General features: G+C 36.8%; 27 protein-coding genes. 17 read left to right on the forward strand and 10 right to left on the reverse strand.

What is annotated here, in order from left to right; all coding sequences use genetic code 11:
* Positions 1-45: 45 nt before the first annotated feature.
* A complete protein-coding gene (gene pepF / locus AC6CHV_RS20565; protein ID WP_498079588.1) occupies positions 46-1,869 on the forward strand; it encodes an oligoendopeptidase F in 1,824 nt (607 codons plus the stop codon).
* Between the two features lie 108 nt (positions 1,870-1,977).
* On the opposite strand, the gene AC6CHV_RS20570 is transcribed toward pepF, so the two are convergent.
* The 4 genes from AC6CHV_RS20570 to AC6CHV_RS20585 all read right to left on the reverse strand — a co-directional run bounded on the left by AC6CHV_RS20570 (position 1,978) and on the right by AC6CHV_RS20585 (position 4,887).
* On the reverse strand, positions 1,978-2,154 hold the full coding sequence (locus tag AC6CHV_RS20570) for a hypothetical protein (RefSeq protein ID WP_245864076.1): 177 nt from the start codon (positions 2,152-2,154) through the stop codon (positions 1,978-1,980).
* 485 nt (positions 2,155-2,639) lie between these two features.
* Positions 2,640-3,479 carry a DsbA family protein gene (locus tag AC6CHV_RS20575; RefSeq protein ID WP_498079610.1) on the reverse strand — a complete coding sequence of 280 codons (840 nt, stop codon included), beginning with the start codon at positions 3,477-3,479 and terminating at the stop codon, positions 2,640-2,642.
* A 197-nt stretch (positions 3,480-3,676) separates the two neighbouring features.
* A complete protein-coding gene (locus tag AC6CHV_RS20580; RefSeq protein ID WP_498079589.1) occupies positions 3,677-4,291 on the reverse strand; it encodes a transglycosylase SLT domain-containing protein in 615 nt (204 codons plus the stop codon).
* Positions 4,288-4,887 (reverse strand): CYTH domain-containing protein, encoded by a 600-nt coding sequence (locus AC6CHV_RS20585; protein WP_498079590.1) that lies wholly within the window; start codon positions 4,885-4,887, stop codon positions 4,288-4,290. The genes AC6CHV_RS20580 and AC6CHV_RS20585 overlap by 4 nt, the downstream gene beginning before the upstream one ends.
* A 146-nt stretch (positions 4,888-5,033) precedes the next feature.
* Between AC6CHV_RS20585 and AC6CHV_RS20590 the strand changes: the two genes are divergently transcribed.
* The 4 genes from AC6CHV_RS20590 (at position 5,034) to AC6CHV_RS20605 (ending at position 8,214) form a co-directional block, all read left to right on the forward strand.
* Positions 5,034-5,402, forward strand: a complete 369-nt coding sequence (locus AC6CHV_RS20590; protein WP_341332324.1) for a UPF0738 family protein — start codon at positions 5,034-5,036, stop codon at positions 5,400-5,402.
* A 33-nt stretch (positions 5,403-5,435) separates the two neighbouring features.
* Complete coding sequence (gene yjbM / locus AC6CHV_RS20595; protein WP_498079591.1) at positions 5,436-6,119, forward strand: GTP diphosphokinase; 684 nt, start codon at positions 5,436-5,438, stop codon at positions 6,117-6,119.
* Between the two features lie 175 nt (positions 6,120-6,294).
* The gene (locus tag AC6CHV_RS20600; RefSeq protein ID WP_121445380.1) at positions 6,295-7,089 is read left to right on the forward strand and encodes an NAD kinase; all 795 of its coding nucleotides are present in this window, start codon (positions 6,295-6,297) and stop codon (positions 7,087-7,089) included.
* A gap of 225 nt (positions 7,090-7,314) precedes the next feature.
* Positions 7,315-8,214: an RluA family pseudouridine synthase gene (locus AC6CHV_RS20605; RefSeq protein WP_498079592.1), complete on the forward strand. Its 900-nt coding sequence runs from the start codon at positions 7,315-7,317 to the stop codon at positions 8,212-8,214.
* 365 nt (positions 8,215-8,579) lie between these two features.
* Here AC6CHV_RS20605 and prpE read toward each other — a convergent pair whose 3' ends face one another.
* Both prpE and AC6CHV_RS20615 read right to left on the reverse strand, forming a co-directional pair.
* On the reverse strand, positions 8,580-9,317 hold the full coding sequence (gene prpE / locus AC6CHV_RS20610; RefSeq protein WP_498079593.1) for a bis(5'-nucleosyl)-tetraphosphatase PrpE: 738 nt from the start codon (positions 9,315-9,317) through the stop codon (positions 8,580-8,582).
* Positions 9,318-9,454: 137 nt separating this feature from the next.
* The gene (locus tag AC6CHV_RS20615; RefSeq protein ID WP_121445377.1) at positions 9,455-10,630 is read right to left on the reverse strand and encodes an FtsW/RodA/SpoVE family cell cycle protein; all 1,176 of its coding nucleotides are present in this window, start codon (positions 10,628-10,630) and stop codon (positions 9,455-9,457) included.
* Between the two features lie 251 nt (positions 10,631-10,881).
* Between AC6CHV_RS20615 and mgtE the strand changes: the two genes are divergently transcribed.
* Positions 10,882-12,261 (forward strand): magnesium transporter, encoded by a 1,380-nt coding sequence (gene mgtE, locus AC6CHV_RS20620; RefSeq protein WP_121445376.1) that lies wholly within the window; start codon positions 10,882-10,884, stop codon positions 12,259-12,261.
* Positions 12,262-12,288: 27 nt separating this feature from the next.
* Positions 12,289-14,136, forward strand: coding sequence for a cation:proton antiporter domain-containing protein (locus tag AC6CHV_RS20625; protein ID WP_498079594.1), 1,848 nt, complete (start codon positions 12,289-12,291; stop codon positions 14,134-14,136).
* A gap of 108 nt (positions 14,137-14,244) precedes the next feature.
* On the opposite strand, the gene fabI is transcribed toward AC6CHV_RS20625, so the two are convergent.
* On the reverse strand, positions 14,245-15,024 hold the full coding sequence (gene fabI, locus AC6CHV_RS20630; RefSeq protein ID WP_498079595.1) for an enoyl-ACP reductase FabI: 780 nt from the start codon (positions 15,022-15,024) through the stop codon (positions 14,245-14,247).
* A 230-nt stretch (positions 15,025-15,254) separates the two neighbouring features.
* On the opposite strand from fabI, the gene AC6CHV_RS20635 reads away from it, so the two are divergent.
* From AC6CHV_RS20635 to AC6CHV_RS20650, 4 genes are all read left to right on the forward strand, one after another.
* Positions 15,255-15,767, forward strand: coding sequence for a DUF3231 family protein (locus AC6CHV_RS20635; RefSeq protein WP_341333560.1), 513 nt, complete (start codon positions 15,255-15,257; stop codon positions 15,765-15,767).
* 178 nt (positions 15,768-15,945) lie between these two features.
* Complete coding sequence (locus AC6CHV_RS20640) at positions 15,946-16,575, forward strand: LysE family transporter (RefSeq protein WP_341332317.1); 630 nt, start codon at positions 15,946-15,948, stop codon at positions 16,573-16,575.
* Between the two features lie 174 nt (positions 16,576-16,749).
* A complete protein-coding gene (bcbE, locus tag AC6CHV_RS20645) occupies positions 16,750-17,982 on the forward strand; it encodes a bacillibactin exporter BcbE (protein ID WP_498079596.1) in 1,233 nt (410 codons plus the stop codon).
* Between the two features lie 7 nt (positions 17,983-17,989).
* Positions 17,990-19,336, forward strand: a complete 1,347-nt coding sequence (locus tag AC6CHV_RS20650) for an amino acid permease (RefSeq protein WP_498079597.1) — start codon at positions 17,990-17,992, stop codon at positions 19,334-19,336.
* Here the strand turns inward: AC6CHV_RS20650 and AC6CHV_RS20655 are convergent.
* The gene (locus AC6CHV_RS20655) at positions 19,333-19,962 is read right to left on the reverse strand and encodes a LysE family transporter (RefSeq protein ID WP_498079598.1); all 630 of its coding nucleotides are present in this window, start codon (positions 19,960-19,962) and stop codon (positions 19,333-19,335) included. The genes AC6CHV_RS20650 and AC6CHV_RS20655 overlap by 4 nt on opposite strands.
* 89 nt (positions 19,963-20,051) lie before the next feature.
* On the opposite strand from AC6CHV_RS20655, the gene AC6CHV_RS20660 reads away from it, so the two are divergent.
* A complete protein-coding gene (locus tag AC6CHV_RS20660) occupies positions 20,052-20,300 on the forward strand; it encodes a hypothetical protein (RefSeq protein WP_341332313.1) in 249 nt (82 codons plus the stop codon).
* A gap of 540 nt (positions 20,301-20,840) precedes the next feature.
* Here the strand turns inward: AC6CHV_RS20660 and AC6CHV_RS20665 are convergent.
* The gene (locus AC6CHV_RS20665; RefSeq protein WP_121445367.1) at positions 20,841-21,305 is read right to left on the reverse strand and encodes a spore coat protein; all 465 of its coding nucleotides are present in this window, start codon (positions 21,303-21,305) and stop codon (positions 20,841-20,843) included.
* Positions 21,306-21,349: 44 nt separating this feature from the next.
* Positions 21,350-21,619: a DUF1216 domain-containing protein gene (locus AC6CHV_RS20670; protein WP_121445366.1), complete on the reverse strand. Its 270-nt coding sequence runs from the start codon at positions 21,617-21,619 to the stop codon at positions 21,350-21,352.
* A 294-nt stretch (positions 21,620-21,913) separates the two neighbouring features.
* On the opposite strand from AC6CHV_RS20670, the gene AC6CHV_RS20675 reads away from it, so the two are divergent.
* The 5 genes from AC6CHV_RS20675 to AC6CHV_RS20695 all read left to right on the forward strand — a co-directional run bounded on the left by AC6CHV_RS20675 (position 21,914) and on the right by AC6CHV_RS20695 (position 25,463).
* Positions 21,914-22,207, forward strand: a complete 294-nt coding sequence (locus tag AC6CHV_RS20675; protein WP_498079599.1) for a hypothetical protein — start codon at positions 21,914-21,916, stop codon at positions 22,205-22,207.
* An 81-nt stretch (positions 22,208-22,288) separates the two neighbouring features.
* A complete protein-coding gene (locus AC6CHV_RS20680; RefSeq protein ID WP_121445364.1) occupies positions 22,289-22,603 on the forward strand; it encodes a hypothetical protein in 315 nt (104 codons plus the stop codon).
* Positions 22,604-22,769: 166 nt separating this feature from the next.
* A complete protein-coding gene (locus tag AC6CHV_RS20685; RefSeq protein WP_498079600.1) occupies positions 22,770-23,144 on the forward strand; it encodes a hypothetical protein in 375 nt (124 codons plus the stop codon).
* Between the two features lie 428 nt (positions 23,145-23,572).
* Positions 23,573-24,931, forward strand: coding sequence for an ArsB/NhaD family transporter (locus tag AC6CHV_RS20690; RefSeq protein WP_498079601.1), 1,359 nt, complete (start codon positions 23,573-23,575; stop codon positions 24,929-24,931).
* A 178-nt stretch (positions 24,932-25,109) separates the two neighbouring features.
* Entirely contained in the window at positions 25,110-25,463 is a 354-nt protein-coding gene (locus tag AC6CHV_RS20695) for a DUF1360 domain-containing protein (protein ID WP_498079602.1), read from the forward strand.
* Positions 25,464-25,765 lie beyond the last annotated feature (302 nt).

The following is a 25,765-nucleotide window of genomic DNA, read 5'->3' on the forward strand; positions in this document are numbered from 1 at the left end:
GATATCGAATACATTTTAAAGAATAGGAATTAGGAGGTTTATAAAATGGCTGAACAATCAACTGTAAAGAAGCTCCCGAATCGTAATGAGATTGCTGAACAGGATACTTGGAGATTAGAAGATATTTTTGCATCTGACGTAGATTGGGAAAAAGAATTTCAAGAAATAAAAGAGATGATCCCTGGAATTGAAGCATTCCAAGGAAAACTCGGCGAATCTGCGGATCAGCTGTATGAAGCCTTAGCTTATCAAGATGCAATTTCCTTACGAATGGGAAAACTCTATACATATGCACATATGCGTAATGACCAAGATACATCAAATTCGTTTTATCAAGGTTTATATGATCGTGCAACTAATTTGTATACACAGGTAGGAAGTGCGCTCGCATTTATCGTGCCGGAAATATTATCAGTCGATGAAGATAAAATAAAATCCTTTTTAGCGGAAAAAGAAGAGTTGAAGGTATACGAGCATGCATTAAATGATATTAATCGTGAACGACCACATGTATTATCTGCAAAAGAAGAAGCCTTGCTTGCACAAGCTTATGAAGTAATGGATTCTTCAAGCAACACATTTGGGATGCTAAATAATGCTGACCTAACGTTCCCGACTATTAAAGATGAGAACGGTGAAGAGGTAGAAATCACACATGGTCGTTATATTCGATTCCTGGAAAGCTCAGACCCACGTGTGAGAGAAGAAGCTTTTAAAGCGGTATATGATACGTACGGTAAATTTAAAAATACCTTTGGTAGCACATTAAGTGGTACTGTAAAGAAGGATAATTTTAATGCCCGAATTCGTAATTATAAATCAGCCCGCGAAGCAGCCCTAAGCAGCAATAATATTCCAGAAACGGTATATGATAATCTAGTAAATACCATTAATGAAAATCTGCCTCTTTTACATAGGTACGTTGACTTACGTAAAAAAGCGTTAGGGGTAGATGAGTTGCATATGTATGACCTCTACACACCATTAGTCAAAGACGTAAAAATGGAAGTTTCTTATGAGGAAGCAAAGGATTATATACTTAAAGGGCTTGCTCCACTAGGTGAGGATTATATTAATGTTCTAAAAGAGGGCTTTGATAATCGATGGGTTGATGTTCAAGAAAACAAAGGAAAGCGAAGCGGAGCGTATTCATCTGGTGCATATGGTACAAATCCATATATCCTTATGAACTGGCAGGACAATGTGAATAATCTGTTCACGTTAGCTCATGAATTTGGTCACTCGGTACACAGTTACTACACAAGAAACAATCAACCATACACATATGGTAATTATTCGATCTTTGTAGCAGAGGTTGCGTCTACTTGTAATGAGGCACTGTTAGGAGATTACTTATTAAAAACGATTGACGATGACCAAAAGAGATTATATCTTTTAAATCATCAGCTTGAAGGCTTTAGAGGAACTGTATTCCGTCAGACGATGTTCGCAGAATTTGAACATATGATTCACATGAAAGCCCAAGAGGGAGTAGCATTAACACCAGATCTGTTTACTGAAATGTACTATGAGTTAAACAAGAAATACTTTGGTACAAATATTGTGGTAGATGAGGAAATCGGCTTAGAGTGGTCTCGAATTCCGCATTTCTACTATAACTATTACGTATATCAGTATGCAACAGGCTATAGTGCTGCAACAGCTTTAAGCAAGCAAATCCTAGAAGAGGGTAACCCTGCTGTTGAACGATATATTAACAATTTCCTTAAAGCGGGAAGCTCCAATTATCCTATTGAGGTACTTAAAAATGCAGGTGTAGACATGAATTCAGCGGAGCCGATTAAAGAAGCATGTAAAGTATTCGAAGCAACCCTAACTGAAATGGAAAAATTATTAGAAAAGCAATAAGTAATGCGAAAGGTTCAGCTGATCGGCTTATGATTCGAGCTGATGGGCCTGGAGCTAGACAATAAAGAGGAAGGGCATCCATTATTGGATGCCCTCTTATTTGCAAAATTAATGAAAACCCCTAAATCGATTTCGGTGATTATAAATAACAAGTGTCACGAGTAATGATAGAAATAAAAGAGGGGTCGTAATGTAAAGGGGAATTAATTTCATCAATCCTAATATGTTTAGTCCAAAGGTGAGGATAATCATAACCACCCCGATAATCAGCCCAATTTTCCTCATAGACACGCCCTCCTTACAAGTGAATGTAAGTATCTATTTAAATATCTATGTCCAAGCATGCGTTTTAAGAATAGGGAATTTGACAACTTTGTGAAAAAATGTACAAATAGTTGAAAATGGTTATCAATCTTGCTATTATGTATTCAAGAAGTAATCACACAAACAACACCCCTTTGTTTGAAGTGAGATTTCTCCCATCCCCTTTATTGAAATAGAAAAAAAGACTTGGTCAAACGACCAAGTCTTTTTTGTTATTCAATAATCTTGTTCCACCGCCTAGCCCCTCAAGGTCACTAGCCAATCAAACAAGAAGGTCAAAGAACAATCTTCTCGCCTTATGCTTGTTGTACTTACACAGGACAAGAAACTTTAGGAGCATATTCACACGCGAAGAAAGTGCAAAGCTTTTCGATGTGTTGACATCGACATTTGCCACAGGACGTGGCTGTTGTTAGGCAATGCTCCTCTTACAGTCGCTTGAACGTTTAGTCAATATATCTCCAGAAGGTTCCGTACTTAACAGGAACTTGCTCTACTTTCTGCTTAAGGATAAGCTTTTTCATTTCCCGTTCGACCTCTGGTATAGGCAAGTCGTATAAAACTGAAATTTCTTTTGAAGCAACAAATTTAAAGTATTTCAAGAAATCTTCTAATGGAGGTGCTGGGGTTGGTTCGATTTTTTCACCAAGCATATCGTAAATGATATGGACGTACATTTCATATGGATAACACCCCGTAATTTTCAAACCTTCTTCTTCAATGTTTTCATTAAAGAAAACGAGAGTAGGGATTTCATCCACTTCCATTTCAGATGTGATCTTCAAGTCACATTGGAATGCTTTGGCAGCACTTGATGAATGAAGATCATTCTTAAATTCATTTACATCAAGTCCGACTTCATCTGCGCAAGACATTAATACATCTATATCAGAAATGTCACGTTTTTCAAGGAAGAGATTTTCCTGGAGTTTTCGTAAAAAACGTATACCAGCTCTTTTTCCTTGCAGCTCAGCCGCTTTAATCGCAATCGATACAGAATGTGGAGCTGAAATCGGATTTTCAAGCCATAAACTACCATCACAAGACATTCCTGACCTACTAGCAGTGCGCTCCCAAACCTGAGCCATGTCTGCAGGTTTATTTTTCTTTTGTATATTTAAGGAAGCAAGGCGGCCACTTAAAATATGGCGAATTGTAAAATACTTTCCATATTCAATTGTTAGCTTTTTTAAAATGGGCTCAAGTGCCCAACAATCAGGACACAATGGATCAATAAACATATAGATCTCTAACGGACGATTGCTAGATGTTTGATTGAAGCCCATATTTTCAGAATGTTTCAAGACCTTACCCCTTTCTACTCGTAAGGAGTTTCTATCATATGTTAAGTGTACTAACATTTTATCAATGGATGAGATTTAACTCAAATAAAGCGCACTTTCGAGCGAATGAAATTTATGGAATAGTGTTTAAATCGCTTATAAAATAAAAGTTCTCCTGTTTTAGTCCAGGAGAACAATGTTTATCCAATATAGGTTTCTGTTACTTTTCTAACATAGTTTTGTGTTTCTTTAAATGGCGGAATTCCCCCATACTTATCAACATTACCTGGTCCTGCATTATAGGCTGCAAGGGCAAGTGAAACATTTCCATTATAACGGTCTAGCATATTTCGGAGATATTTTGTACCCCCTTCAATATTTTGCATAGGATCAGTTAGGTTGGTTACCCCTAGACCTCTCGCTGTTGCGGGCATCAATTGCATGAGGCCAGTAGCTCCAGCATGGCTTTTCGCATTTGGATTAAAATTAGACTCATGCTTAATCACAGAGCTTATTAATCGTGCATCCACATTGTATTTTTGTGCCGCATTCTGTATCATTTCATCAAAAGAGTTCGGAATAGACGTAGGTCCAGGGTTCGAAATTGTAAGAGGCAGATAATGATTATTGATATTTAAAGATGAAGGATTAACCTTCGATCGTATACTTTCAGTTGATGAACTAGTTGCATTAGACATAAGCTGTAACATCATGTCCTTAAATAAGGAACCATCATTACTAGTAGTCGGTGTATCGGATGTCGAAACGTTACGCAAAGCCTGAAGCTCCATCATTACTTTAAAATCTATTTTCAAGTGAGTTCCTCTCCTAGTAGAATTTGTTTCTTTCGATTATAAAACCTCAGAATTTTATTGTCTGTTTTCCGAATAGGGATCTTGTATTGTTCGAGTAACTCTTTAAATACTACTTTTCCGCTAACTTCATCAGTTACTTCATATTCTACCTCGAAATCAATTTTATTTAAATAGTAACTCTTATCCAGCACAAGTAAACCATTTTTGTATTCGACTTCTGCTCGTTTCGTTTTAAGGGAGCCAAAAAAAAGAACGTCCAGAGGTTCGATTGATAATCCTTTTATGATAGACGTGACTTCGCCTTCAATGATGTTTCCACCATTAAGCATTTGCTCGGCTTCTTCCTTGCTTAGTACTTGATGTGTCTCAAGCAAACCACGTTTAACAGGCTGTTTTAATGTAAGAGTACATATTCCATTCTTTTTACGAATACGGAGGGCAGCCCCCACACCCTTTAATGAAAATTCAGGGGTATCAAAATAAAAATTTTCTTGGATTATTTTTCTGTCCTCACTAATTGAGAATGCAGTTAACAATTGACGGTATTCAACTTCCTCTAGAATATTTTTAAACTCAATTTCAAGCTCTTGTGACATAATTTCAACCTGTCCTTTGTATTAGTTTTTTTTATTATATCATTATGGTGTATCTTTTTTAGGATTTGGATAGCAATTCTTTAAAGAATGGCTGTACATATGATAAAATAAGTTTGGATTTTGAAAAGAGAAAAAGGAGCTTACTAATGCAGAAACGTATTGAGATTAGTGAAATGAAAACCTCTAACAACCAATTAGAGCTAATTGCGGAAAAACCAAATTTTGACACAACTGGTTTACAGTCTAGTGGACAAATGCTTGTGGATTCTGACTCGTTAGCATTTATCTACAAACTTGAAAATGAAAAAGAATTTATATATGTGAGCTTGCCATCATCAATATGGCCGTCCCTTAAAAATGTTATATCAGAAAAACAAAAAGTTATTTTACACCTTGAAGAGAATGAACTCGAACTTATCGATATCATCCCTGAATTGGAATACCTGTTACAAAACATTGAAGGTAACACCAACTATGGAAATGAAATGGTCGAGCTTGTTGAAAAAACATTTTGATTGTTATAGCTTAGAAAAACAGGGGGGGCTATTATGAGTAAAGACTGGGATCTTTTTTTGGCTCCATATAAGCAAGCTGTTGATGAACTAAAGGTTAAGCTAAAAGGAATGAGAACTCAATTCGAAATGCAAGGGACCCATTCCCCAATAGAATTTGTAACAGGAAGAGTAAAGCCAATCCCTAGTATTCTAGATAAAGCTGCTAAGAAAAATATATCACTCGATAATATTGAAGAAGAGATGCAAGACATTGCAGGTCTAAGAATGATGTGCCAATTTGTGGACGATATTAAAAGGGTCGTTGAAATTTTAAAGATGCGAAAAGATTTTGAAATCATTGAAGAACGAGACTATATCTCCCAAAAGAAAGAAAGTGGTTATCGTTCCTATCATCTTGTAATCAAATACCCAGTGCAAACTATTAATGGAGAAAAGAAGATTCTTGTAGAAATACAAGTACGCACACTTGCAATGAACTTTTGGGCAACCATCGAACACTCCTTAAATTACAAATATAAGGGCAGATTCCCGCAAGAGATTGAGAATCGACTGCAACGTGCTGCAGAGGCTGCATTTCAGCTTGATGAGGAGATGTCTAAGATCCGTGGCGAAATTCAAGAAGCACAAGTTATATTTTCTAGAAAAGCTGAAGGTAATGACTCTGATAAAGTGAAACTTCAATCAGAGGGGGATGCTTCAGCCCCCTCTGATTGTTAGTTGAGGCCCACATGATGTGGGTCACGAAGACGGTGCCACAGGACGTGGCGTTCTTAGTCTTCGTTAACTTTATCGGGCATTTACGGGCAGTGATTACATGCCTACTAAAGTTGTTTTAAACAAAATTTTACTGCCCGTTAATGCGGGAAAAATCATAATAGATAGGGTGTAAAATATGAAATTTGCTGTAACTTCGAGGGGTGACTCGAACTCGAATACATTAATGCATAAGATTAAAACGTATTTAATGGACTTCGGGCTTACTTATGATGAGGACCAACCAGATATTGTAGTTACTGTCGGAGGAGATGGAACACTATTATATGCCTTTCACCGTTACCGCAGTCGTTTAGATAAAACAGCATTTGTAGGCATACACACTGGACATCTTGGATTCTATGCCGACTGGGTTCCGGAAGAGATTGAAAAACTCGTGATTGCTATTGCAAAAACCCCTTATCAAGTGGTTGAATATCCATTACTTGAAGTATATATTCGTTATATTAATGGGGGGCGAGAGTCAAGGTATCTCGCATTGAATGAATGTACGGTGAAAAGTGTGGAAGGCTCACTCGTAATGGACCTTGAAATTAAGGGCCAGCTTTTTGAAACATTTCGTGGAGATGGGTTGTGTATTTCCACACCTTCCGGAAGCACTGCGTATAATAAGGCGCTTGGTGGTGCTATATTACATCCGTCAATCGAGGCAATTCAGGTTGCAGAAATGGCATCGATTAATAATCGGGTATTCCGAACTGTTGGCTCGCCATTGATTTTACCAAATCACCATACGATTGTGATGAAACCAGTGAATGATGTGGATTTTCATATCACGATTGACCATTTAACCCTTTTACACAAGGATGTCAAGTCCATTCAATGCCGCGTAGCTCCGGAAAAAGTACGTTTTGCACGCTTCCGACCTTTCCCATTCTGGAAAAGAGTTCGTGATTCGTTTATTTCGGATTGACAGAAATTCGGAGGCGAGTGTTCAGCGACGAACGTGCTAAGGCTCAAGGTGGGACACACAGACATTGCCAAAGGACGTGTCTTAGTTAGTCTGTGTTCCTAAAGGAGATACAGGAAACATGGTGAACAAAGTAAACCGATGATGAATTTATCGTAAGCTAGGGAGAGAAAGTAACGATAGTCGAAGCGAGTCGTGGATGGACAAATTTGAAAGGAAAAAAGGATTGTGGCTCAATTTACATTAGAATGGAAAATCTCATCACGGGACACGGGAAAATTAATTAGAGAGTTTTTAAGGGAGCAGCAGATTTCGAAAACAGCTCTTACAGATATTAAGTTTGCTGGTGGCGGTATCTTTATTAATGAAGCATCTGTTACAGTTCGGCACCTTTTAACGGAAGGTGAGGTCTTGAAGGTCGTATTCCCACCTGAAGAGGCGAGCATGGAATTACTTCCTAATAAACTACCATTACGGATTGTGTATGAGGACCCTTATGTAATGGTAGTGAACAAACCTCCACATCAGCAATCAATCCCTTCACGGGAAAATCGGTCAGACAGTTTAGCCAATGCATTATTGTTTTATTATCAGTCTATAGGTCTTAATACGACTGTCCATTTAGTTAATCGCCTTGATCGAGATACATCAGGTTTGTTAGTAGTTGCTAAACACCGCCATATTCATCATCTATTATCTGAGCAACAGAAGGCGGGAAGATTGAAAAGGGCATATGAAGCAATCGTACACGGCAAATTGGATATGGATTCTGGGTCGATTGATGCCCCAATCGGTAGGAAGGACGATAGTATTATTGAGCGTCAAGTGCGGCAGGATGGACAAAAGGCGGTTACTCATTTTCGAGTTATTCAAGAGTTTGGTGAGTGGACGCATGTGTGGTTGCAGCTAGAGACGGGACGTACCCATCAGATCCGTGTTCATCTATCTCATATTGGTCATCCTATTGTTGGAGATGATCTGTATGGGGGGAAGAAAGCGGATATACGCAGGCAAGCACTCCATTGCAGGGAACTTTCATTTTGGCATCCAATGGATAAGAAAGAGTTATCCTTTCGGGCAGAACTACCCGAGGATATGAAAAGATTATTGGAAAAAGCGACCTTTTGAGGTCGCTTTTTGTGTAGGAAGGATGCGTACTGTTTTTAAAAGAAATACGAACAAAGTGGTAACGCAAGCGATTGAATCGAGGCCGATTGTCAAGGGATCCGGACAAAAGGGTAACGTTACCGATTGAATCGTACCCGTTCTCGGAGAAACCGACATAGAAGGGTAACGCAAGCGATTGAATCGTACCCGATCGTCGAGGAACCCGGACAAAAGGGTAACGTAGGCGATCGAATCGTACTCGTTCTCGGAGAAACCACAACAAAAAGGGTAACGTAAGCGATCGAATCGTACCCGATCGCCGAGGAACCCAGCCAAAAAGGTATCGCACATTTCGTGCTCGTTTCCAAACCTTAATCCAACATCACCTACCCAAACTCCCGAAACTTCTCCTCAACAAGAGGCATTGTAGAAGGCACAGTTACAGTCTTCATTTCAGGATACCTTAAAGCAGTTAAACTACCTCCAAACACGCAACCTGTATCGATATTTAAGGTATGATTCACCCATCTTGGCTCTCTCACAGGTGTGTGCCCATAGACTATCCAAGAAGATCCCTTATAATGCTTAGCCCAATCGCGTCTTTCCGGGGTTCCGTCAGGGTTGTTCTTTCCCGTAATATCTCCATATAATACAAAGGTTTTTACTTTTTTATCATTGCGGCCGATGTAATCCTCACGAATTCCGGCGTGAGCTATCACTAGCTTTCCTCCATCTAACCTCTCATACCATGGGGCTGCGTCGTATAATTCAATAAACTGATTACGGATTGACTCTTGTTCCTTTTTGGATAATGCGTCATATTCTGCAACCGTTGTTTCCAAGCCATGTGTGGTTTGAACCTTATTCCCAATAAAAAAGCGATACAGTTTATTGCAGTGGTTACCAGGCACGTAATATGCCTTCTTCTCTTGAACAACAAGCTGATACACTGTTTTTATCACTTTTAATGACTGAGGTCCACGATCTGTTAGATCACCGACAAAAGCTAATTTGCGTCTATTATGTAGTGGAATCCCGCTTTCCCAGGAATAACCTAGCTTTGTTGTTAATTCTTTAAATTCCTGAAAGCATCCATGTATGTCACCAATAACATCAATTTTCATCCTAAAACACCTTCCTATAAACGCTTCTCTGCACTTTTGGCCAGTATATATTAGATTCTAGTTATTAACATAAAAAAAATCACGCCACTCTCACTATTATAAGAAAAATGGCGTGATTTTATTTCATTAAGTTAAAGTTAATCAAACATGAATTTCTTTGTTCTAGAACGAACATTTAGAACAATCCCAATTGCAATCATATAGGTTGCAAGGGAACTCCCCCCGTAACTAATGAACGGCAACGGAAGCCCTGTGATTGGTAGAATTCCAACCGTCATTCCAATGTTTTGGAATACTTGGAAGGTGATCATTCCAATTACACCTGCACATAGATAACTGCCGAATGGGTCATGGCTTTCTAATGCTATATGAATCATTCGATAGATTAATAAGAAGAATAAAGAAATAATAATACTTGTTCCAACAAATCCGAATTGCTCTGCTACTACAGCGAAAATAAAATCGGTGTGACCTTCTGGAATCGTAACCTCAGATTCCTGGAACCCTTTGCCGTGTAATTGGCCAGAACCGATTGCAAGTAAGGAACGAACTAATTGATGTCCCTCATTACCCGCAGTATCAAAAGGAGCAAGCCAGCCATAAAATCGACTCATCTGATAGTCTTCTATAATATACTTAAAGAAAAAATCAGGAAAGTTAAAGTATAGAAAAACCCCTACAGATACTGTAAAAACAGCTGTAAATACGGCTGCGAAAATAATTCTCCATTTAATTCCAGCAACGAGTAGCATTGTAGCAATGATTGACATAAAAACCATGGTCATTCCCATGTCAGGTTGTAACACTAAAAAACCAATCGGAGGAGCAGAGGCTAATAAAATCTTTCCAATAAGTAGAAGATCGTCCTTTACTGTGTTAATCGGATAATTTTCACGATGATCTGAAATAATTTTACTTAGCACAATGATCATAAATATTTTCATTAATTCAGAGGGCTGGAAGCTTGCAAAACCAAAGTTGTACCAACTTGTTGCTCCCTTTACTTTCGAAGCAAAAGGGATATCTACAACATATTTTTCAACAAATAGACCAAATAATAGCACCATCCCGAATCCATATAAATACCAGGAAATCATTTTAAATCGATCAAAATCTATAACCATTGTTCCAATAATCGCAACAATTCCTATTACATACCATTGAAGTTGTTGTGCAGCGAAATTGATATTTTTTAGTTTTTCCGGTAAAAAGGGCTGTGCACTTTGGATGGCAATGGCACTAACGATAGCCATTAGAAATAAAATAAACAACAATGTATAATCAATTTTTTGTGGAGTATTTTCTTTATTCATGGAGAAAAAAATCCTTTCTAATCTGGCACGAGTTTTATATTATAGAAAACAGGGTATAATTCAATATCCACTTTATCATATATAGCCAATTTTATCTTAGCTTATTTTTGGTTGATTGCAAATCTTTACATAGCACATCACTAAATAAAAAATGATATACATATAGCCACAAAAAGTAAATGGTCGTATGTTACATTTCTGATAATGTATGTAAATTTTTTTTATTATTTCAGTTGTAAGGGGGGAACTACATGTTACAACAAGAGGTAAATGAAAAAGAGCAACAGCAATTAGAAAATGATCAATTGCTTACAGCTCTTGAAAATGAGAATATTGACGAGTTCCGGACCGTATTTTTAGATATACATCCATATGAAAGAGCAAAATTCTATGCGAAATTACCAAAAGATGCTAGAATGCGCGTATATCTTTTTTTGTCTCCTAAGGAAATGGCAGAGGTTTTCGAAAACCTTGAAATAGATGAGAATGAATATGAAGAACTTCTATCAGAGATGGAACCAACCTTTGTTGCAGATATGCTTTCTCAAATGTATGCGGACGATGCTGTTGACGTATTAAATGAATTAGATAAAGAACAGGTCGCAAGCTACTTAACAATAATGGATGATGAAGCAGCAGGAGAGATTAAACAGCTCCTTCATTATGAGGAATACACAGCGGGTAGTATTATGACTACCGAATTTATCGCGATACATGCCAATCAAACTGTTAAATCAGCGATGTATATTTTGAAAAAGGAAGCCCCTCGTGCTGAAACGATATATTACATTTATGTGATAGACGAGGAAAAACACCTTGTAGGTGTTATTTCAATTCGAGATTTACTTGTTACTGATGATGACACAATGATTAGTGAAATTATGAATGACCGAGTTGTCTCCGTGTCTGTTAGTGAAGATCAGGAAGAAGTTGCACGGAGGATGAAAGACTATAATTTCTTAGCTGTTCCGGTTGTTGACTTTCAAAACCATTTATTGGGGATAATTACAGTAGATGATATTATCGATGTTATGGATGAAGAAGCTTCTGATGATTACTCAAAACTTGCAGGTATTTCAGACGTTGATTCAGCAGATAAAAACATCTTAACATCAGCGAAAAAGAGATTACCGTGGCTCATTATCTTATCTTTCCTTGGAATGTTAACGGCAAGCCTAATTGGTCGATTTGAAGCCACGCTTGATCAGGTTGCTATATTAGCTGTCTTTATTCCTTTAATTGCCGGTATGGCGGGGAATACCGGAACACAAGCCCTGGCTGTTGCTGTCCGGAGAATAGCGATTGGTGAAGATGAGGAAGAAAATAAATGGCTATTGATCATGAGAGAAGCCGGTACAGGAGTAATAACTGGTGCGGTTTGTGGAACGGTAATAATGTTGGTTGTTTATTTGTGGAAAGGTGATTTCTTTCTTGGATTATTAGTTGGTTTTTCAATTTTAATTACATTAATAGTCGCGACTCTTGCAGGTGCACTTGTACCACTGCTTATGCATCGATTAAAGGTTGACCCGGCTGTTGCGTCAGGGCCTTTTATCACCACAATCAATGATATTATCAGTATTTTAATTTATTTTGGATTAGCAACTTTCTTTATGGGTTATTTAGTTTAAAACATACTATTCACAAGGGGGTAAAGTATGGAACATGGTGCTTCATTAACATCATTAGTAATCGTGATGGTGGTGGCCTTTTTGACACCACTGTTATTACATAGGTTTAAATTACGGGCAATACCTGTCGTTGTAGCTGAAATTATCATGGGGATTATCATTGGAAAAAGTGGTTTCGATGTCGTCGAACCAGATATGTGGCTTGAAACATTATCTACACTAGGATTTATTTTTTTAATGTTTTTAAGTGGAGTTGAAATTGACTTTACTGCTTTTGCAGGTGGGAAAAAGAGACAAAAGCTTCCTAATGGTAAAAAGGCTCCAAATACTTTCTTAGTTTCCGTAATAGTTTTTGCAGGAATTTTTATTTTATCACTTCTATTATCATACATATTTGTGTGGACAGGGTTTACAGATAATGCATTTTTAATGACATTAATCATTTCCACTATATCATTAGGAGTTGTAGTACCAACTCTCAAAGATGCCCAAATCATGAAAACGAATATCGGTCAGGTTATTTTATTAGTTGCAGTTGTGGCTGACCTCGTGACAATGATTCTACTTGCTGTTTTTGCTTCGATTTATGGTGGCGGAGAAAGCAATATGTGGCTATTATTAATCTTGTTCGGTGCAGGTATACTCCTATATTTTGTTGGAAAAAGGTTCCAAAATCGTTCCTTCCTAGAAACGATGTCAAAGGGAACAATCCAAATTGGAACAAGAGCCATTTTTGCGTTAATTATGATTTTAGTTGCCCTTTCAGAGACAATTGGTGCAGAAAATATTTTGGGAGCATTTTTAGCGGGTGTATTAGTATCATTGTTATCACCCAACCATGAAATGGTCCAAAAGCTTGATTCATTTGGTTATGGATTTTTAATTCCAATCTTTTTCGTAATGATTGGGGTAGAACTTGATTTATGGGCACTATTCCAAGATCCGAAGATTCTATTGCTCATTCCCTTGTTATTTCTAGCATTAGTCATTTCAAAAATGCTTCCGATTCTTTATATTAAGCGATGGTATGATTGGAGAACAACGATAGGAGCAGGTGCGTTATTAACTTCAACGTTATCCCTCGTTATTGCTGCTGCAACTGTTGGGGAGAAGATGGGAATCATTGATGACCGAATGTCAGGTGCATTAATCTTGGTTGCAGTAATTGCGAGTATAGTTTCACCTATTGGATTTAAAAAGCTTTTTCCAAAACAAGTGGACGAAGAACCAGTTATCCGTGTTGCGTTTATTGGTGCAAACCAAATGACCTTACCAGTAACGCGAGAATTGAATTCGAAACTATATGATACAACTTTATATCATACTGTGCAGGATAAAATAGATAAAAGACATTCTGATTCAGTGTTTGATATTGTTGAACTCTCCGATTATTCGATAGACACATTAAAAGATTCCGATGTATTTGATGTAGATATTCTAGTGGTAACGTCGGGTTCTGATGAAATGAATGCTGAAATTGCAAAATTCGCGAAGGAAAATGGAGTAGACCGTGTAATTGCAAGAATTGAATCAGGAGAGCTGGGTGATGAGCTAAAAGACCTTAATATAGATGTCTTCTCATTACTAATGTCTACCAATACATTACTCCGTGCGTTAATTGAGGCGCCAAGTATCATGACAATCTTGACAAACCAGGAGCAGTCCTTGTATCAGATCGAAATGAACAATAGTCTTTATGATGGTACAATGTTACGGAATTTCCCGTTTACTGGAGATGTAATCTTTGTGCGTATTTTTAGAGGTAAAGACTCAATCGTTCCACATGGTGACACAGAACTTCTGCTAGGAGATCGTTTAATCGTAACTGGTTCGAGAGAGTATGTTGATGAGTTAAGAGTAGATTTAGAATTCTAAAGGAAAGAGGGCGAACCATAATTATGGTTCGCCCTCGTTTTATTGTCTGGCTTCAGGCACTGCCGGCAAAGTCATAATCCGAAGTGCGAGCGCCTTGCGCATTTCATGTTAACCTACGATATTATATCCTGAATCCACATAAATAACCTCACCAGTTACTCCACGTGAAAGGTTACTTAGCATAGCAATGGACATATTTCCAACATCCTCTTTTGTAACGTTCCTCTTTAATGGAGCTTTTTCTTCAATCATTTTCATAATATCATTAAAGCCTGGTACTCCTTTGGCAGCCAATGTTCTAATGGGACCAGCTGAAATTGCGTTGACTCTTATCCCATCTTTTCCAAGGTCAAATGTAAGGTATCTTACACACGCTTCAAGTGCAGCTTTTGCAACTCCCATTACATTATATCCAGGCAATGCACGTACAGCACCTAAGTAGGACATCGTGATGATTGAAGCATCTTCTGATAAATATGGTCGTGCTGCTTTGGCTGCAGCGACTAAGGAATATGCACTTGTATCTTGTGCAAATGCATATCCATCACGGGATGTATCAATAAAATCACCTTTTAGGTCATCTGCGTTTGCAAACGCAACGGAGTGAACTAATCCGTGAATTGTTCCAACTTTTTCACCGATTTCATTAAACGCTTGAGTGATGCTTTCGTCACTGTTCACATCGCATCTAACAATCATTTCTGCGGGATAATTGTATTTTTCTAATAATCTTTCAAGCTTTTCGCGAGAACGATCTAGACGGTATGTATAAATTACTTTTGCTCCAGCTTTATATAGGGATTCTGCAACACCCCAAGCAATACTTCTTTCGTTGGCCACACCCATAACTACAATATTTTTACCTTCTAATTGAATTAAATCTTCCATAGTTACCTCCATAAGAACATCAAGAATGTTATTCCTTTATTTATTATACCTAGTTTTAGTATCTGATACTAATCATATCATTTTTTAGTAATTAACCCAAGAGTAGTGTTAATGCAAATTTTAAAATAGGTCATAAATAAATTATAAAGTGATGGATAACCTAAACATGTGCTTAACAAAGGAGTGCACAGTACATGGATAAAATCTCAACTATTTTAAGGAGGGCAACAATGGGAATCTTAAGTGGAAATCCAAAGGAAGAGCCTTTACATTACGGCGAGGTTTTTGATCTCTGGTCTTCAGTACTTGTTGGAAATGCGATGATTTCAGGTTATCAAACCCTGATTAATCATGCTGGGGACGATGATTTGAAAAAATTATTAGCTGAAGCGATCAATCTAGGCAAGCAGGAAACAAAACAGGTGGAGGAACTACTAAAAGAAAATGGTATTGGATTACCACCAGCTTCACCAGAGCCGCCCGAAGCTTGTTTAGAGGACATTCCAGTAGGTGCAAGAGTACCAGATCCAGCAATTGCTGCTACACTTTCAGCGGATATTGCTGCAGGTATCGTATTATGTAGTCAGGTGATTGGTAAATCAATTAGAGAAGATGTTGCGATGATGTATGGACAATTCCATAATCAAAAAGCAGCATTAGGTGCGAAAGTACTTCGATTAAATAAAGAAAAAGGCTGGTTAATTCCGCCACCTCTACACCTTCATAAACAAGGTGATTGTTAACTTTTTCAAGTCTAAAGAAAAAAATTAGCAGAGTGATTCTTATGAATAGCTCTGCTTATTTATATTTAACTAAGAAACCTCTTTTTCTAAGGTCTATTTAAATAAAATTTTTGGACATGTATTTCTACTGCTTGTCATAAAATTTACAAGTTGACCTAAGCGGATAGAGGTGATGTATTTGAGTGTTGGTATTTTAATAAGTTACATAATCTTAGGCTTTACATTAGCAGCTCCTATCGGGCCGGTAAATTCTGCACGTTTGGATAAAGGAATCAAGAATGGGTTCTGGCATGCATGGATTGTAGGTGTAGGTTCGATGATGGCAGATGGAGTTTTTATGTTAATGGTTTATTTGGGAATGGTTCAATTTTTAGATATACCTATTGTACAAATTTTTCTGTGGTTATTTGGAGGATTTATTCTTATTTATTCTGGATTTGAGAGCATTAAAAATGCAAATACGATTTCATTAACATACCAAAGGGCAAAGGATTCATTGTTTAAATGTTTTTTGACCGGGTTTATCTTATCTATTTCTAGTCCGTTATCTATCCTCTTCTGGTTGGGGATATATGGATCTGTATTGGCAAAAACGGCCCAGACAAATGGAACAGAGTTACTTTTGATATATAGCAGTATGATCTTCCTCGGGCTAACTTTCTGGGATATCCTTGTTGCGGCCCTTACCACCGGTTTTAGAAAGTTATTAAATGTAAAAACCCTAATTGCAATCTCTGTAATTTCGGGAGCATCTTTAATCCTATTTGGTGTTTATTTTAGCTATCAGGGAATTAAAGCACTGATTTAAGGTAATTTATTCTTTATAACCAGCTGTAAATGGACAAGACATAATTTAGTTAAGAAACCCACTTTTAGTGGGTTTTTTTATCCTAGCGTTTAGTATCCACCATGCATAGTAAGAGAGGTTTAAGGATAGGTTAATCTTGATATAAATATTAGAATTCCGAAGGAGATAGGAGAAATGAATAAAACGGAGAAATGGGGAGTGCTCTCACTAGCATCCATCCCATTAGTCATGACCTTAGGTAATTCTATGCTAATTCCCATTTTGCCGATTATGGAAAAAGAAATTGGTATTACATCATTTCAATCCAGTTTAATCATAACGATCTATTCGATTGTAGCTATTATCTTAATCCCAATTGCTGGTTTTCTCTCCGATCGAATCGGAAGAAAAAAAGTCATAATACCAAGTTTAATTATTGCAGGAATAGGGGGATTAATTTCTGGACTAGCATCCTGGCTATTTGAAAGTCCATATTTGTTCATCTTAATTGGCAGATTTTTACAAGGTGTTGGAGCCGCTGGTGCTTCCCCAATTGTTCTGCCTCTAGTAGGTGATATGTGCAAAAGTGAAAAAGATGTGAATACTGGACTCGGTTTAATTGAAACATCTAATACATTTGGAAAGGTACTTAGTCCCATTTTAGGTGCAATACTTGCAGCTTTGATTTGGTATATGCCTTTTTTTGCTTTTCCCATTTTTTGCTTAATTTCTATTCTGTTGATTCAATTTCTTATAAAAACTCCAAAAAATAATGAAGTGGATACATCAAGTTTTTCTTTTTTTCTTAAGAAAATCAAACGCACCCTCAAGGAAGAGGGGCGATGGTTGATTTCAATATTTATCGTGGGGGCCATTTGTTTCTATATTCTTTTTGGGATGCTCTTTTTCTTATCGTCCATTTTGGAGGATAAGTACGGGATTGGTGGAATTATTAAAGGTCTTATCCTTGCAATTCCCCTCGGTGCACTTTGCTTATCTTCATATATCACTGGAAAAAAGCTTGGTGATGATAAAAATACAATCAAATGGATTATTTTTTCGGGGATTTTGGCAGCTACTATAGCTGTTTTTGGAATTTGTTACACGGAAAACTTGTACATTTTCATAGCTGCCCTTGTCATTTGCGGAATAGGTATCGGGGTTGCACTTCCCAGTTTGGATGCACTCATTACGAATGGTACTGAGAAAGATGAAAGAGGTACAATTACCTCTATTTACAGTAGTGCGCGATTTATTGGAGTTGCTGTCGGTCCCCCCGTTTTTGCCATTTTAATGAAGCTTTCACATGATATCTTGTTTTTCTCGGTAGCTGGAATTTCGGCTGTAGCAACCGTTCTTGTTTTATTTTTTATAAAACCGCCCAAGCGGGTTCGGACAGATTCATTATTCCAGAAGGTAAAGAGGTAGAGGGGATATGGCTAAAGGAAAAAGTGAGAAAAAAATAAAATGGTGGCAACTTTCCCTTTTTGGAGTTGGCTGTACTATAGGCACAGGATTTTTTCTAGGGTCCAGCATTGCGATTCGAACAGCTGGCCCCTCTGTGTTGATTCTATTTATTATGGCTGCAATTGGTACTTATTTTGTCTATGATGGATTAGCTAAACTTACTGCAAAAAAAGCTGAAAAAGGGGCGTTTCGTACTTACGCAAAACAAGCATTCGGAAGATGGGCGGGCTTTAGTATAGGCTGGATTTACTGGAGTGCCGAAATGCTTATCATGGGAAGTCAGCTTACTGCATTGTCTATTTTTACGAAGTTTTGGTTTCCTGGAACCCCTTTATGGGTCTTTGCTGCCATCTATGGTGTGTTAGGTTTAGCTGTATTGTTGATTGGTACAAGTGGGATTAACAAATTAGAGAATGTCTTTGCTCTCATTAAAATATCGGCAATCCTAATGTTCATTGTGATTGCGGTATTGGCAGTAACGGGTGCTATCGATGGAACAAGGGATCCTCAATTGCCAGCTGAGTACTTCCCGAAAGGAATAATGGGGCTCTGGTCGGCCTTGATTTTTGCGTTTTATGCCTTCGGTGGGATTGAGGTAATGGGGTTAATGGCAACCCAGCTTAAGGACAAGAGTGAAGCACCAAAAGCTGGAAAGGTGATGCTTCTTCTTCTAACCATCATTTATTTAGCTTCCGTTGGTCTTGCTGTGATGCTCGTGTCATGGAAGGTCTTTACAGGTGAAGAAAGTACATTTGTAGTTGCATTAGATAATTACCATATTCCATTAGTCGCTGATATTTTTAATGGGGCATTGATTATCGGCGGATTCTCCACAATGGTGGCTGCTTTATATGGGGTAACGAGTATTTTAGTGAACTTGTCAGAAGATGGGGATGCCCCAAAGATCTTTTCAAAAAAAGGTAAATTAAAGGTACCATTACCTGCCTTTATTTTAACAGCATCCGGTCTACTTACTTCAATTATCTTTTCACTTTTAATGCCTGATAGTATTTACGAATATGTAACCACTGGAGCAGGGCTCATGCTCTTATACAATTGGTTATTTATTCTTTTGTCCGCAAACCGACTATTAAAGCCTGGATTTGTTGGAAAAATGAAATATTATCTTGGGGTACTATTCATTTTACTTGCTGTCAGTGGAACATTATTTAGTAAAGAAATTCGTCCAGGCTTTTTTATTAGTCTCGGGTTTATTGTGATTATCTTTATAGTTGCTTTCATCAAAAATAAAGGTAGTAAAAAGAAAGAGTCCAAGGGCATGGACACTTTATTCGAAAAACTTCAGAAAACTTAATGACTAAGTAAAAGCTTTATACCTTGGAAACCAAAATAGACACCAAAACCAACAAGGGAAAGCCCTGATAAAATGGAAATGAGGCCTAATAGACGTGAAGTTAAAATCCTTCGAAAACCACTTGATACAGATGCCATTGTTATATCCCATAGCAGTAGTCCACAAAAGATGGCTGCACTATAGAGGATTAGTTCACTACTGGTTGAAGTGGAAGCTGTTTTGGCCAATACGGAGCCATAAATCCCTAACCAGAATAAAATAGTGAGCGGGTTTGTAATTGACATGATGAACCCTGAGAGAAAGGCTTTAAAAGCAGGCTCCTGGTTTCTGGAGTTTTGGAGATTGATTTTACCGGCATTTAGCATACTTTCAAAACCTGTGTAAAGCAATACAAAGCATCCGAAAAGCCACAGAAACGTCTGAATAAATGGGGTATTGATGAAGGATACCAGACCTAAATAAACGATAAGCATATATATCCCATCAGCGAGTACTGCACCAACACCAACGAGCCAGGCGTGGAAGAAACCGTATTTAATACCTCTGTCTAATTGTGCAGCATTTACGGGACCGATGGGTGCTGCAAGGCTGAGACCTAATAGAACATAACTGAAAAGAACGCCCATAACATTTACACCTCTTAAAAAGATTTGTCTTTGAAATTGTATTCGAGTTGGAGAGCTTGTATCACTTTTTTAAAAAAGGAGAAGATGAAATGGATAATCTCTTGCAGCAATTCGTGCAGACTGTAGATGAAGCTCAACTTGCAGTAATTGAGTCACAAGGAAATGGGGACATGGAGCGGTTCCAGCATGCTCAAAACTTGGTACTACAAGCAAAGGAACAATTGCGGGAGGTAGAAGACTCAGGCGGAACAGAAGATCTGGCATACATACGTTCAAAAGCATTGCTTCGAAGGCTGGAAGAAACTCAGCGTGCAAATGAGGCAACGAATAAGTATTAACAATGCAAAATGAAACCCCACTTCGAAAAGTGGGGTAAATAGACCTGTATAATTTGGAATTCGTATCTATGTGAAAGATTGCTTGATGATTGGAAAAAATAGCTTTTTTGTCGTACACATAACTATATGTGTACTTGCATTATTTGTCTTTTTTATTATCTTTTTTCTTGTTATCTTTAGATTTTGAGTTATTCGACTTTTCAAAGTAAACCTTCCCCAATTTATATCCTCCTTAAATAAAATTTGAACATTAGTTCACTAGCTAGGTTTATAAAGGAAAGGAGAAATGGTAAGGACTTATTGCTGATTTAACTAATATATTATCAATATAAAATATAATTTTATAATGAATATTGATTTCATATTCTCCTGAGCTCTTGTGTTTTAGGAATCATGTAAACCACAAACCCACAGATATTTTCGTGGGTTTGTGTCTTTTTGTAAGTGCTGTTCCATAGTTAAATAACAAATATAAAGTTGTAAAAAGTTAGGATGCAATGGCAACACTAGGAATTTATACATATACTGTAATGAAAGTGACTAGAGAATATCTACTTCTACTAATAGTGCAATTAAAAGTTGAAGTAATAATTGAATATTGATGGCTACTTGAGTATCTGTAGTTGTAACGTTTACGTTTCTAGAATTTTCGATAACAGTCTTTTGGCGAGAGATCTGTTTGTTTCTAGTAGATTGTAAGAGTTCTTGTGTCACTCTCTCTGCTTCAGAACCATCAGCTATAGAAATACTTACAACTAAAGCAATAGCAGCTTGTAATGCAGCTTGTAAATTAAGTGCAGCTTTTGTATCAGTAGTTGTAACAGTTACATCACAAGAATCTTTAATAAAAATTAATTCTTCATTTAATTGGAAGTTTGAAGAAACTTGAGTGCCCTCCTGGACGACATCGTCGTCATTAAAACAAGGATGGTTTGAAGTAGGGTCAAGAGCTGACCATCTATTTCCTTGATTTGCGGTATTGAATCGATAAGTTTCTTGATTCATAAATAAATTTCCTCCTTTAGTATTTTTCAATTTATTGGTAAGCCTTACTTTTTCTTTTTGGCTCGGTTTGATACACTGTCAGCCAAATGAGTTTGTGGGTTCACATCGTTTTCTGTAACATTCTTCTGTACATTTTCTAAAAATTGTTGAGTTTGTTTTTGCAACTTTTGCATTGTATTACGAATTTCCTGGCGTTGCTGACTTGTTAGGGTATTTGATTTAGGTTTAATACCATGTTTCCTAAAAACATTCTTCACAAGAATTTCCATAAGCTTCTGTTGGGATTCTTGTAGATTTGATGAATCTAACCTCATTTGCTCCCCTCCTTTACTTTCTACATGATTAATTTATGTACTTGTCACATAATGTGTATAAGCAATTAGTGGAGAAAACTACCAAATTTAATAAATGTGTTTTTATACCTTCGTGATAGTATCCTAATTTTTAATAGAAACGAAAGATGCCCTTACAAACCTATATGTAAGGGTAATAATCTATTGTTTTTATTGAAAAATATACCATTGTCTATCATTTTAGTGGACCTTTGTCCAAGCATATTACTAGCTTTCGAATAAACTATTCTATCTAAAAGAGAAGGAGGGGATAACATGAGTGTATGGAGAAACCCAGATATTTTTGGCAATAGAAGTTCTAGAAATGAAGCAAACAATCGTACTGATGCAGAAATTGATGCTCGATTAGACAACGACCTTGACAATGAAAATGACGTTAGAGTAAAAGATAAAAATGTAAATATTGCAAAGATCGCACACAGTGGTAATTCACGAGTAGACGTTGATATTGATGTTGATTCTAATTCTAGAGCAAGAGCACGAACTCGTGCTGAAGCAGATTCAGATCAAGAACAAGATCAAGATCAAGATCAAAGATTTAATTTTTAGGTTGGTTTTGATCTGTGATGGATACGGGGTATATTTGTATTGCCCCGTATTTATTAAATGTTACGGTCAGGAGGACTTATTATGGAATCGTTATTTAGTGACAAAGACGTATGGGGGAAGTCTAGTAAAAATCGATTATCAAATTCGGAATCTATACAAGCATCAGTAAATAAAAGTGGTAATTCAGATGTTGATGTCAATGTAATGGTGGAAATCGATATGGTCCCAGTTGCAATTGCCTTTTTATGTCTGTCTCTTGTTAAAAAGGAAATATCAAATGAAGAGTTTGAAATTGCTACGAAGAAATTATTAGATCAAACCGACAAATATCGAGAAAATAAAAAAAGACGAAATTCAAATGTGAAATATTTTAATGATAATATATGGAGAAGATAATTATTGCTTCTCTATTACATATGTAAAAGTTAGTTAAGACTCACTTGCTAATAGATAATAATTTTGTGTTCGAATAAAAAATAGACATATATTCTAGTATAAATGCCGTTTCGAAAATAGGAAACCTTTATATAATACATTAGACTCGCAGAAAGGGGGGAATTAGATGCCTAAGAAAGACCATGGACAAAACAAAGATCATGGGCATAACAAAGATGCTTCAGAAAATGCACAATCAGCAGATCAGGGTAATGCAAAAGCTTCGGATCAAGGCAATGCAAAAGCTGCAGCTAAGGCTGATGGGAAACAAAAACATCATCACGGTCACTATACTGGTGATACTGTAAACCTTCTAGTGGATGTTGTAAATAACTTAGTGACTGAAGTTTTTACAAATTCACAAACTCAAGACACCGGTTGCGAATTTGTAAATGGTGTTACCTCTTTCACTGATGCCAATTCATGTTTGTACCAACAAGGTTTCCGTATTGTAGCAAGTTTAAATGATGATGATGGAGCCGTTTATACGTATGTTCGATAAAACCTCCGGATATTACTCATAAATAAAATACAAATACTCCTTAGCAATATACAATTCAAATCCCCATCAATATTGGTTTTTATAAAAAAGTGACTCCAGATTTTTACTGGAGTCACTTTTTATGTGCTTCGTGTTAGGTAAATGTAGGTGAGTACTATCGTTTTAAGTATTATTTACAAATTGGTTATTTATCATTCTGGTATATCTTCACTATATACATTCTAGTCATATCACCCTAAGGTACAATATTTACTAGATTTTTTATAGTTATATCTCACTGTGGTACATTTTGACCGTGATGACAAGCGTACAATTTTAATAGAATTAGACGTATATCTATCTCCATCTTTGTAAAAAAGAATATAAATATAGTGTATAAGACAAGTAAGGACAAATGTCAATGTAAGGCATTTGAAAGGGGGGGAAAAATGAATGTTCAGATATGGATCGCGATAAGTGTCTTTATACTAACAATGTCTATTATTTTTTGGAGGCCTAGAGGAATAAATGAAGCATGGCCAGCATCAGTTGGAGCTGTTCTAATCTTGATATCGGGAATTGTTACACGAGGGGATATAGCAGATATTATAAGTAAGATAGGTGGAGCGTCAATCACGATCATTTCAACTATCGTAATGGCAATAACTTTAGAAAGTTTTGGCTTTTTCCATTGGACAGCTTCGCGTTTAGTTAGCCTAGCGAGAGGGTCAGGATACCGTCTTTACTGGTACATCCAATTGTTATGCTTTCTAATGACGTTATTATTTAACAACGATGGAAGTATATTAATTACAACACCTATTCTAATAATCCTCCTAAAAAATCTACGTATTAAACCTAGACAGCAGATCCCCTATTTGTTAAGTGGAGCATTAATAGCAACAGCATCGAGTGCACCAATTGGAGTAAGTAACATTGTAAATTTAATTGCCTTGAAGATTGTAAATATGACTTTATATACACAAACTGCAATGATGTTTGTACCTGCAATGTTAGGATTACTAATCATGTCACTGATAATGTTCTTATTAGTGAAAAATAAGATTCCGAAAAAGCTTCCAATTTTACTTTCTGAAAATGAGGAATCTATTGTTGCACCGGATTTTCATCCATTAAAAATAGGTAGTCAACCACCAGAATTAAAGAAAAAACGCACAAATTTTATGTTTAAAATAATCTTATTTGTGTTACTAATCAGATGTCTTTTGTTTGTTGCCTCCTATTTTTCTATTCCCATCGAGTTTGTAGCGGTTCTTGGATCCTTAGTGCTACTGATGTTCAGGTGGTATCATTTAGGAACAAATCCAATTGATTTAGTTAAAAAGACGCCATGGCACATTTTAGTGTTTGCTTTTTCAATGTACGTCATTATTTATGGACTCCACAATGTAGGTCTAACGTCATTACTAGTTTCCGCTTTTAAACCAATAGTAGGTGGGGGGCTTTTTCAAGCCAGCCTTGTAATGGGAGGGTTAGTTTCCATTTTGTCTAATATCTTTAATAACCATCCTGCATTAATGATTGGTACCATTGCATTGACAGAAATGGAGCTCGATACGCTAACACTTCAAACCATTTATTTAGCGAATATTATTGGCAGTGATATCGGTGCATTATTACTACCAATAGGTACCCTGGCTTCATTAATATGGATGCACATCTTACGCCAAAATAGGATAAAAGTGACTTGGAAGGATTATTTAAAGATAACGATAATCGTAATTCCAATAACAACAATAGTGACCCTAGTTATTCTAAATGCTTGGATAAAATTGGTGTTCCTGTAACATTTAGTATAGCGTCTAAATCAATGATTTAGACGTCTTCCTGTATTATAGATGCTTTCACAACTTTACCATTGCCCATTTTTTCAATGCCAATGTTCCTTCCTATATCCTATGCATAAAATGGTTATATGTTTAGCTATCCTTTTCAAATCGTAAAACGGGGAGGAGGTCCAAAGACATGATTACTTGGTTTGAATTTGTCTTAATAAGCTTAGCATCGTTTAGATTAACACGATTATTAATCTATGATAAAATTACATTTTTTATCCGTCGTCCATTTCATGAGATCGTTGATGAAGAACTTCCAGATGGAACGGTTGAATCCTATCTTCATATCAAGGGAAGAGGTTTACGTAGGTGGATTGGCGAGTTATTAAGCTGTTACTGGTGTACCGGGATTTGGAGTTCCCTATTACTATATGGGGCCTATTATTTTAATCTCAGATGGGTTGAATCGTTCATCTTGATTCTGGCCATTGCTGGATTTGCAGCAATAATTGAAGCCACAATTGATAAAATAATAAATAGATAATTAATGGTGAGTAAACCTGCACTAGATTCCTGTCTAGGTGCAGGTTTTTTTAAGTAGATTTCTTAATAAACCACTTATGGGTGATGTTCCTTAAGGGTTAAATATCTAACAATGAAACCCTGTTTTTAATGGTTTTTCAATGGAATCTATTACATATTTGGGACATTTTTATTAATTGAATCCGAATCTAGGTTTTTCTCTGATGGACAAATGCTTATTTTTATAGAAATAGGCAAGAGATTAGGACCAAAACGTTGTCTACGCATATAGATACATTATAAACACCCCACAATGATATTTGA

This window comes from Ferdinandcohnia sp. GQ5 (genome assembly GCF_059759275.1).

What these genes read in the sequence shown, in the direction of transcription:
- pepF (WP_498079588.1), top strand. Translation starts at nt 46, where the DNA reads ATGGCTGAACAATCAACTGTAAAGAAGCTCCCGAATCGTAATGAGATT.
- AC6CHV_RS20570 (WP_245864076.1), bottom strand. Translation starts at nt 2,154, where the DNA reads ATGAGGAAAATTGGGCTGATTATCGGGGTGGTTATGATTATCCTCACC.
- AC6CHV_RS20575 (WP_498079610.1), bottom strand. Translation starts at nt 3,479, where the DNA reads ATGGGCTTCAATCAAACATCTAGCAATCGTCCGTTAGAGATCTATATG.
- AC6CHV_RS20585 (WP_498079590.1), bottom strand. Translation starts at nt 4,887, where the DNA reads ATGTCACAAGAGCTTGAAATTGAGTTTAAAAATATTCTAGAGGAAGTT.
- AC6CHV_RS20590 (WP_341332324.1), top strand. Translation starts at nt 5,034, where the DNA reads ATGCAGAAACGTATTGAGATTAGTGAAATGAAAACCTCTAACAACCAA.
- yjbM (WP_498079591.1), top strand. Translation starts at nt 5,436, where the DNA reads ATGAGTAAAGACTGGGATCTTTTTTTGGCTCCATATAAGCAAGCTGTT.
- AC6CHV_RS20600 (WP_121445380.1), top strand. Translation starts at nt 6,295, where the DNA reads ATGAAATTTGCTGTAACTTCGAGGGGTGACTCGAACTCGAATACATTA.
- prpE (WP_498079593.1), bottom strand. Translation starts at nt 9,317, where the DNA reads ATGAAAATTGATGTTATTGGTGACATACATGGATGCTTTCAGGAATTT.
- AC6CHV_RS20615 (WP_121445377.1), bottom strand. Translation starts at nt 10,630, where the DNA reads ATGAATAAAGAAAATACTCCACAAAAAATTGATTATACATTGTTGTTT.
- mgtE (WP_121445376.1), top strand. Translation starts at nt 10,882, where the DNA reads ATGTTACAACAAGAGGTAAATGAAAAAGAGCAACAGCAATTAGAAAAT.
- AC6CHV_RS20625 (WP_498079594.1), top strand. Translation starts at nt 12,289, where the DNA reads ATGGAACATGGTGCTTCATTAACATCATTAGTAATCGTGATGGTGGTG.
- fabI (WP_498079595.1), bottom strand. Translation starts at nt 15,024, where the DNA reads ATGGAAGATTTAATTCAATTAGAAGGTAAAAATATTGTAGTTATGGGT.
- AC6CHV_RS20635 (WP_341333560.1), top strand. Translation starts at nt 15,255, where the DNA reads ATGGGAATCTTAAGTGGAAATCCAAAGGAAGAGCCTTTACATTACGGC.
- bcbE (WP_498079596.1), top strand. Translation starts at nt 16,750, where the DNA reads ATGAATAAAACGGAGAAATGGGGAGTGCTCTCACTAGCATCCATCCCA.
- AC6CHV_RS20650 (WP_498079597.1), top strand. Translation starts at nt 17,990, where the DNA reads ATGGCTAAAGGAAAAAGTGAGAAAAAAATAAAATGGTGGCAACTTTCC.
- AC6CHV_RS20655 (WP_498079598.1), bottom strand. Translation starts at nt 19,962, where the DNA reads ATGGGCGTTCTTTTCAGTTATGTTCTATTAGGTCTCAGCCTTGCAGCA.
- AC6CHV_RS20660 (WP_341332313.1), top strand. Translation starts at nt 20,052, where the DNA reads ATGGATAATCTCTTGCAGCAATTCGTGCAGACTGTAGATGAAGCTCAA.
- AC6CHV_RS20665 (WP_121445367.1), bottom strand. Translation starts at nt 21,305, where the DNA reads ATGAATCAAGAAACTTATCGATTCAATACCGCAAATCAAGGAAATAGA.
- AC6CHV_RS20670 (WP_121445366.1), bottom strand. Translation starts at nt 21,619, where the DNA reads ATGAGGTTAGATTCATCAAATCTACAAGAATCCCAACAGAAGCTTATG.
- AC6CHV_RS20675 (WP_498079599.1), top strand. Translation starts at nt 21,914, where the DNA reads ATGAGTGTATGGAGAAACCCAGATATTTTTGGCAATAGAAGTTCTAGA.
- AC6CHV_RS20680 (WP_121445364.1), top strand. Translation starts at nt 22,289, where the DNA reads ATGGAATCGTTATTTAGTGACAAAGACGTATGGGGGAAGTCTAGTAAA.
- AC6CHV_RS20685 (WP_498079600.1), top strand. Translation starts at nt 22,770, where the DNA reads ATGCCTAAGAAAGACCATGGACAAAACAAAGATCATGGGCATAACAAA.
- AC6CHV_RS20690 (WP_498079601.1), top strand. Translation starts at nt 23,573, where the DNA reads ATGAATGTTCAGATATGGATCGCGATAAGTGTCTTTATACTAACAATG.
- AC6CHV_RS20695 (WP_498079602.1), top strand. Translation starts at nt 25,110, where the DNA reads ATGATTACTTGGTTTGAATTTGTCTTAATAAGCTTAGCATCGTTTAGA.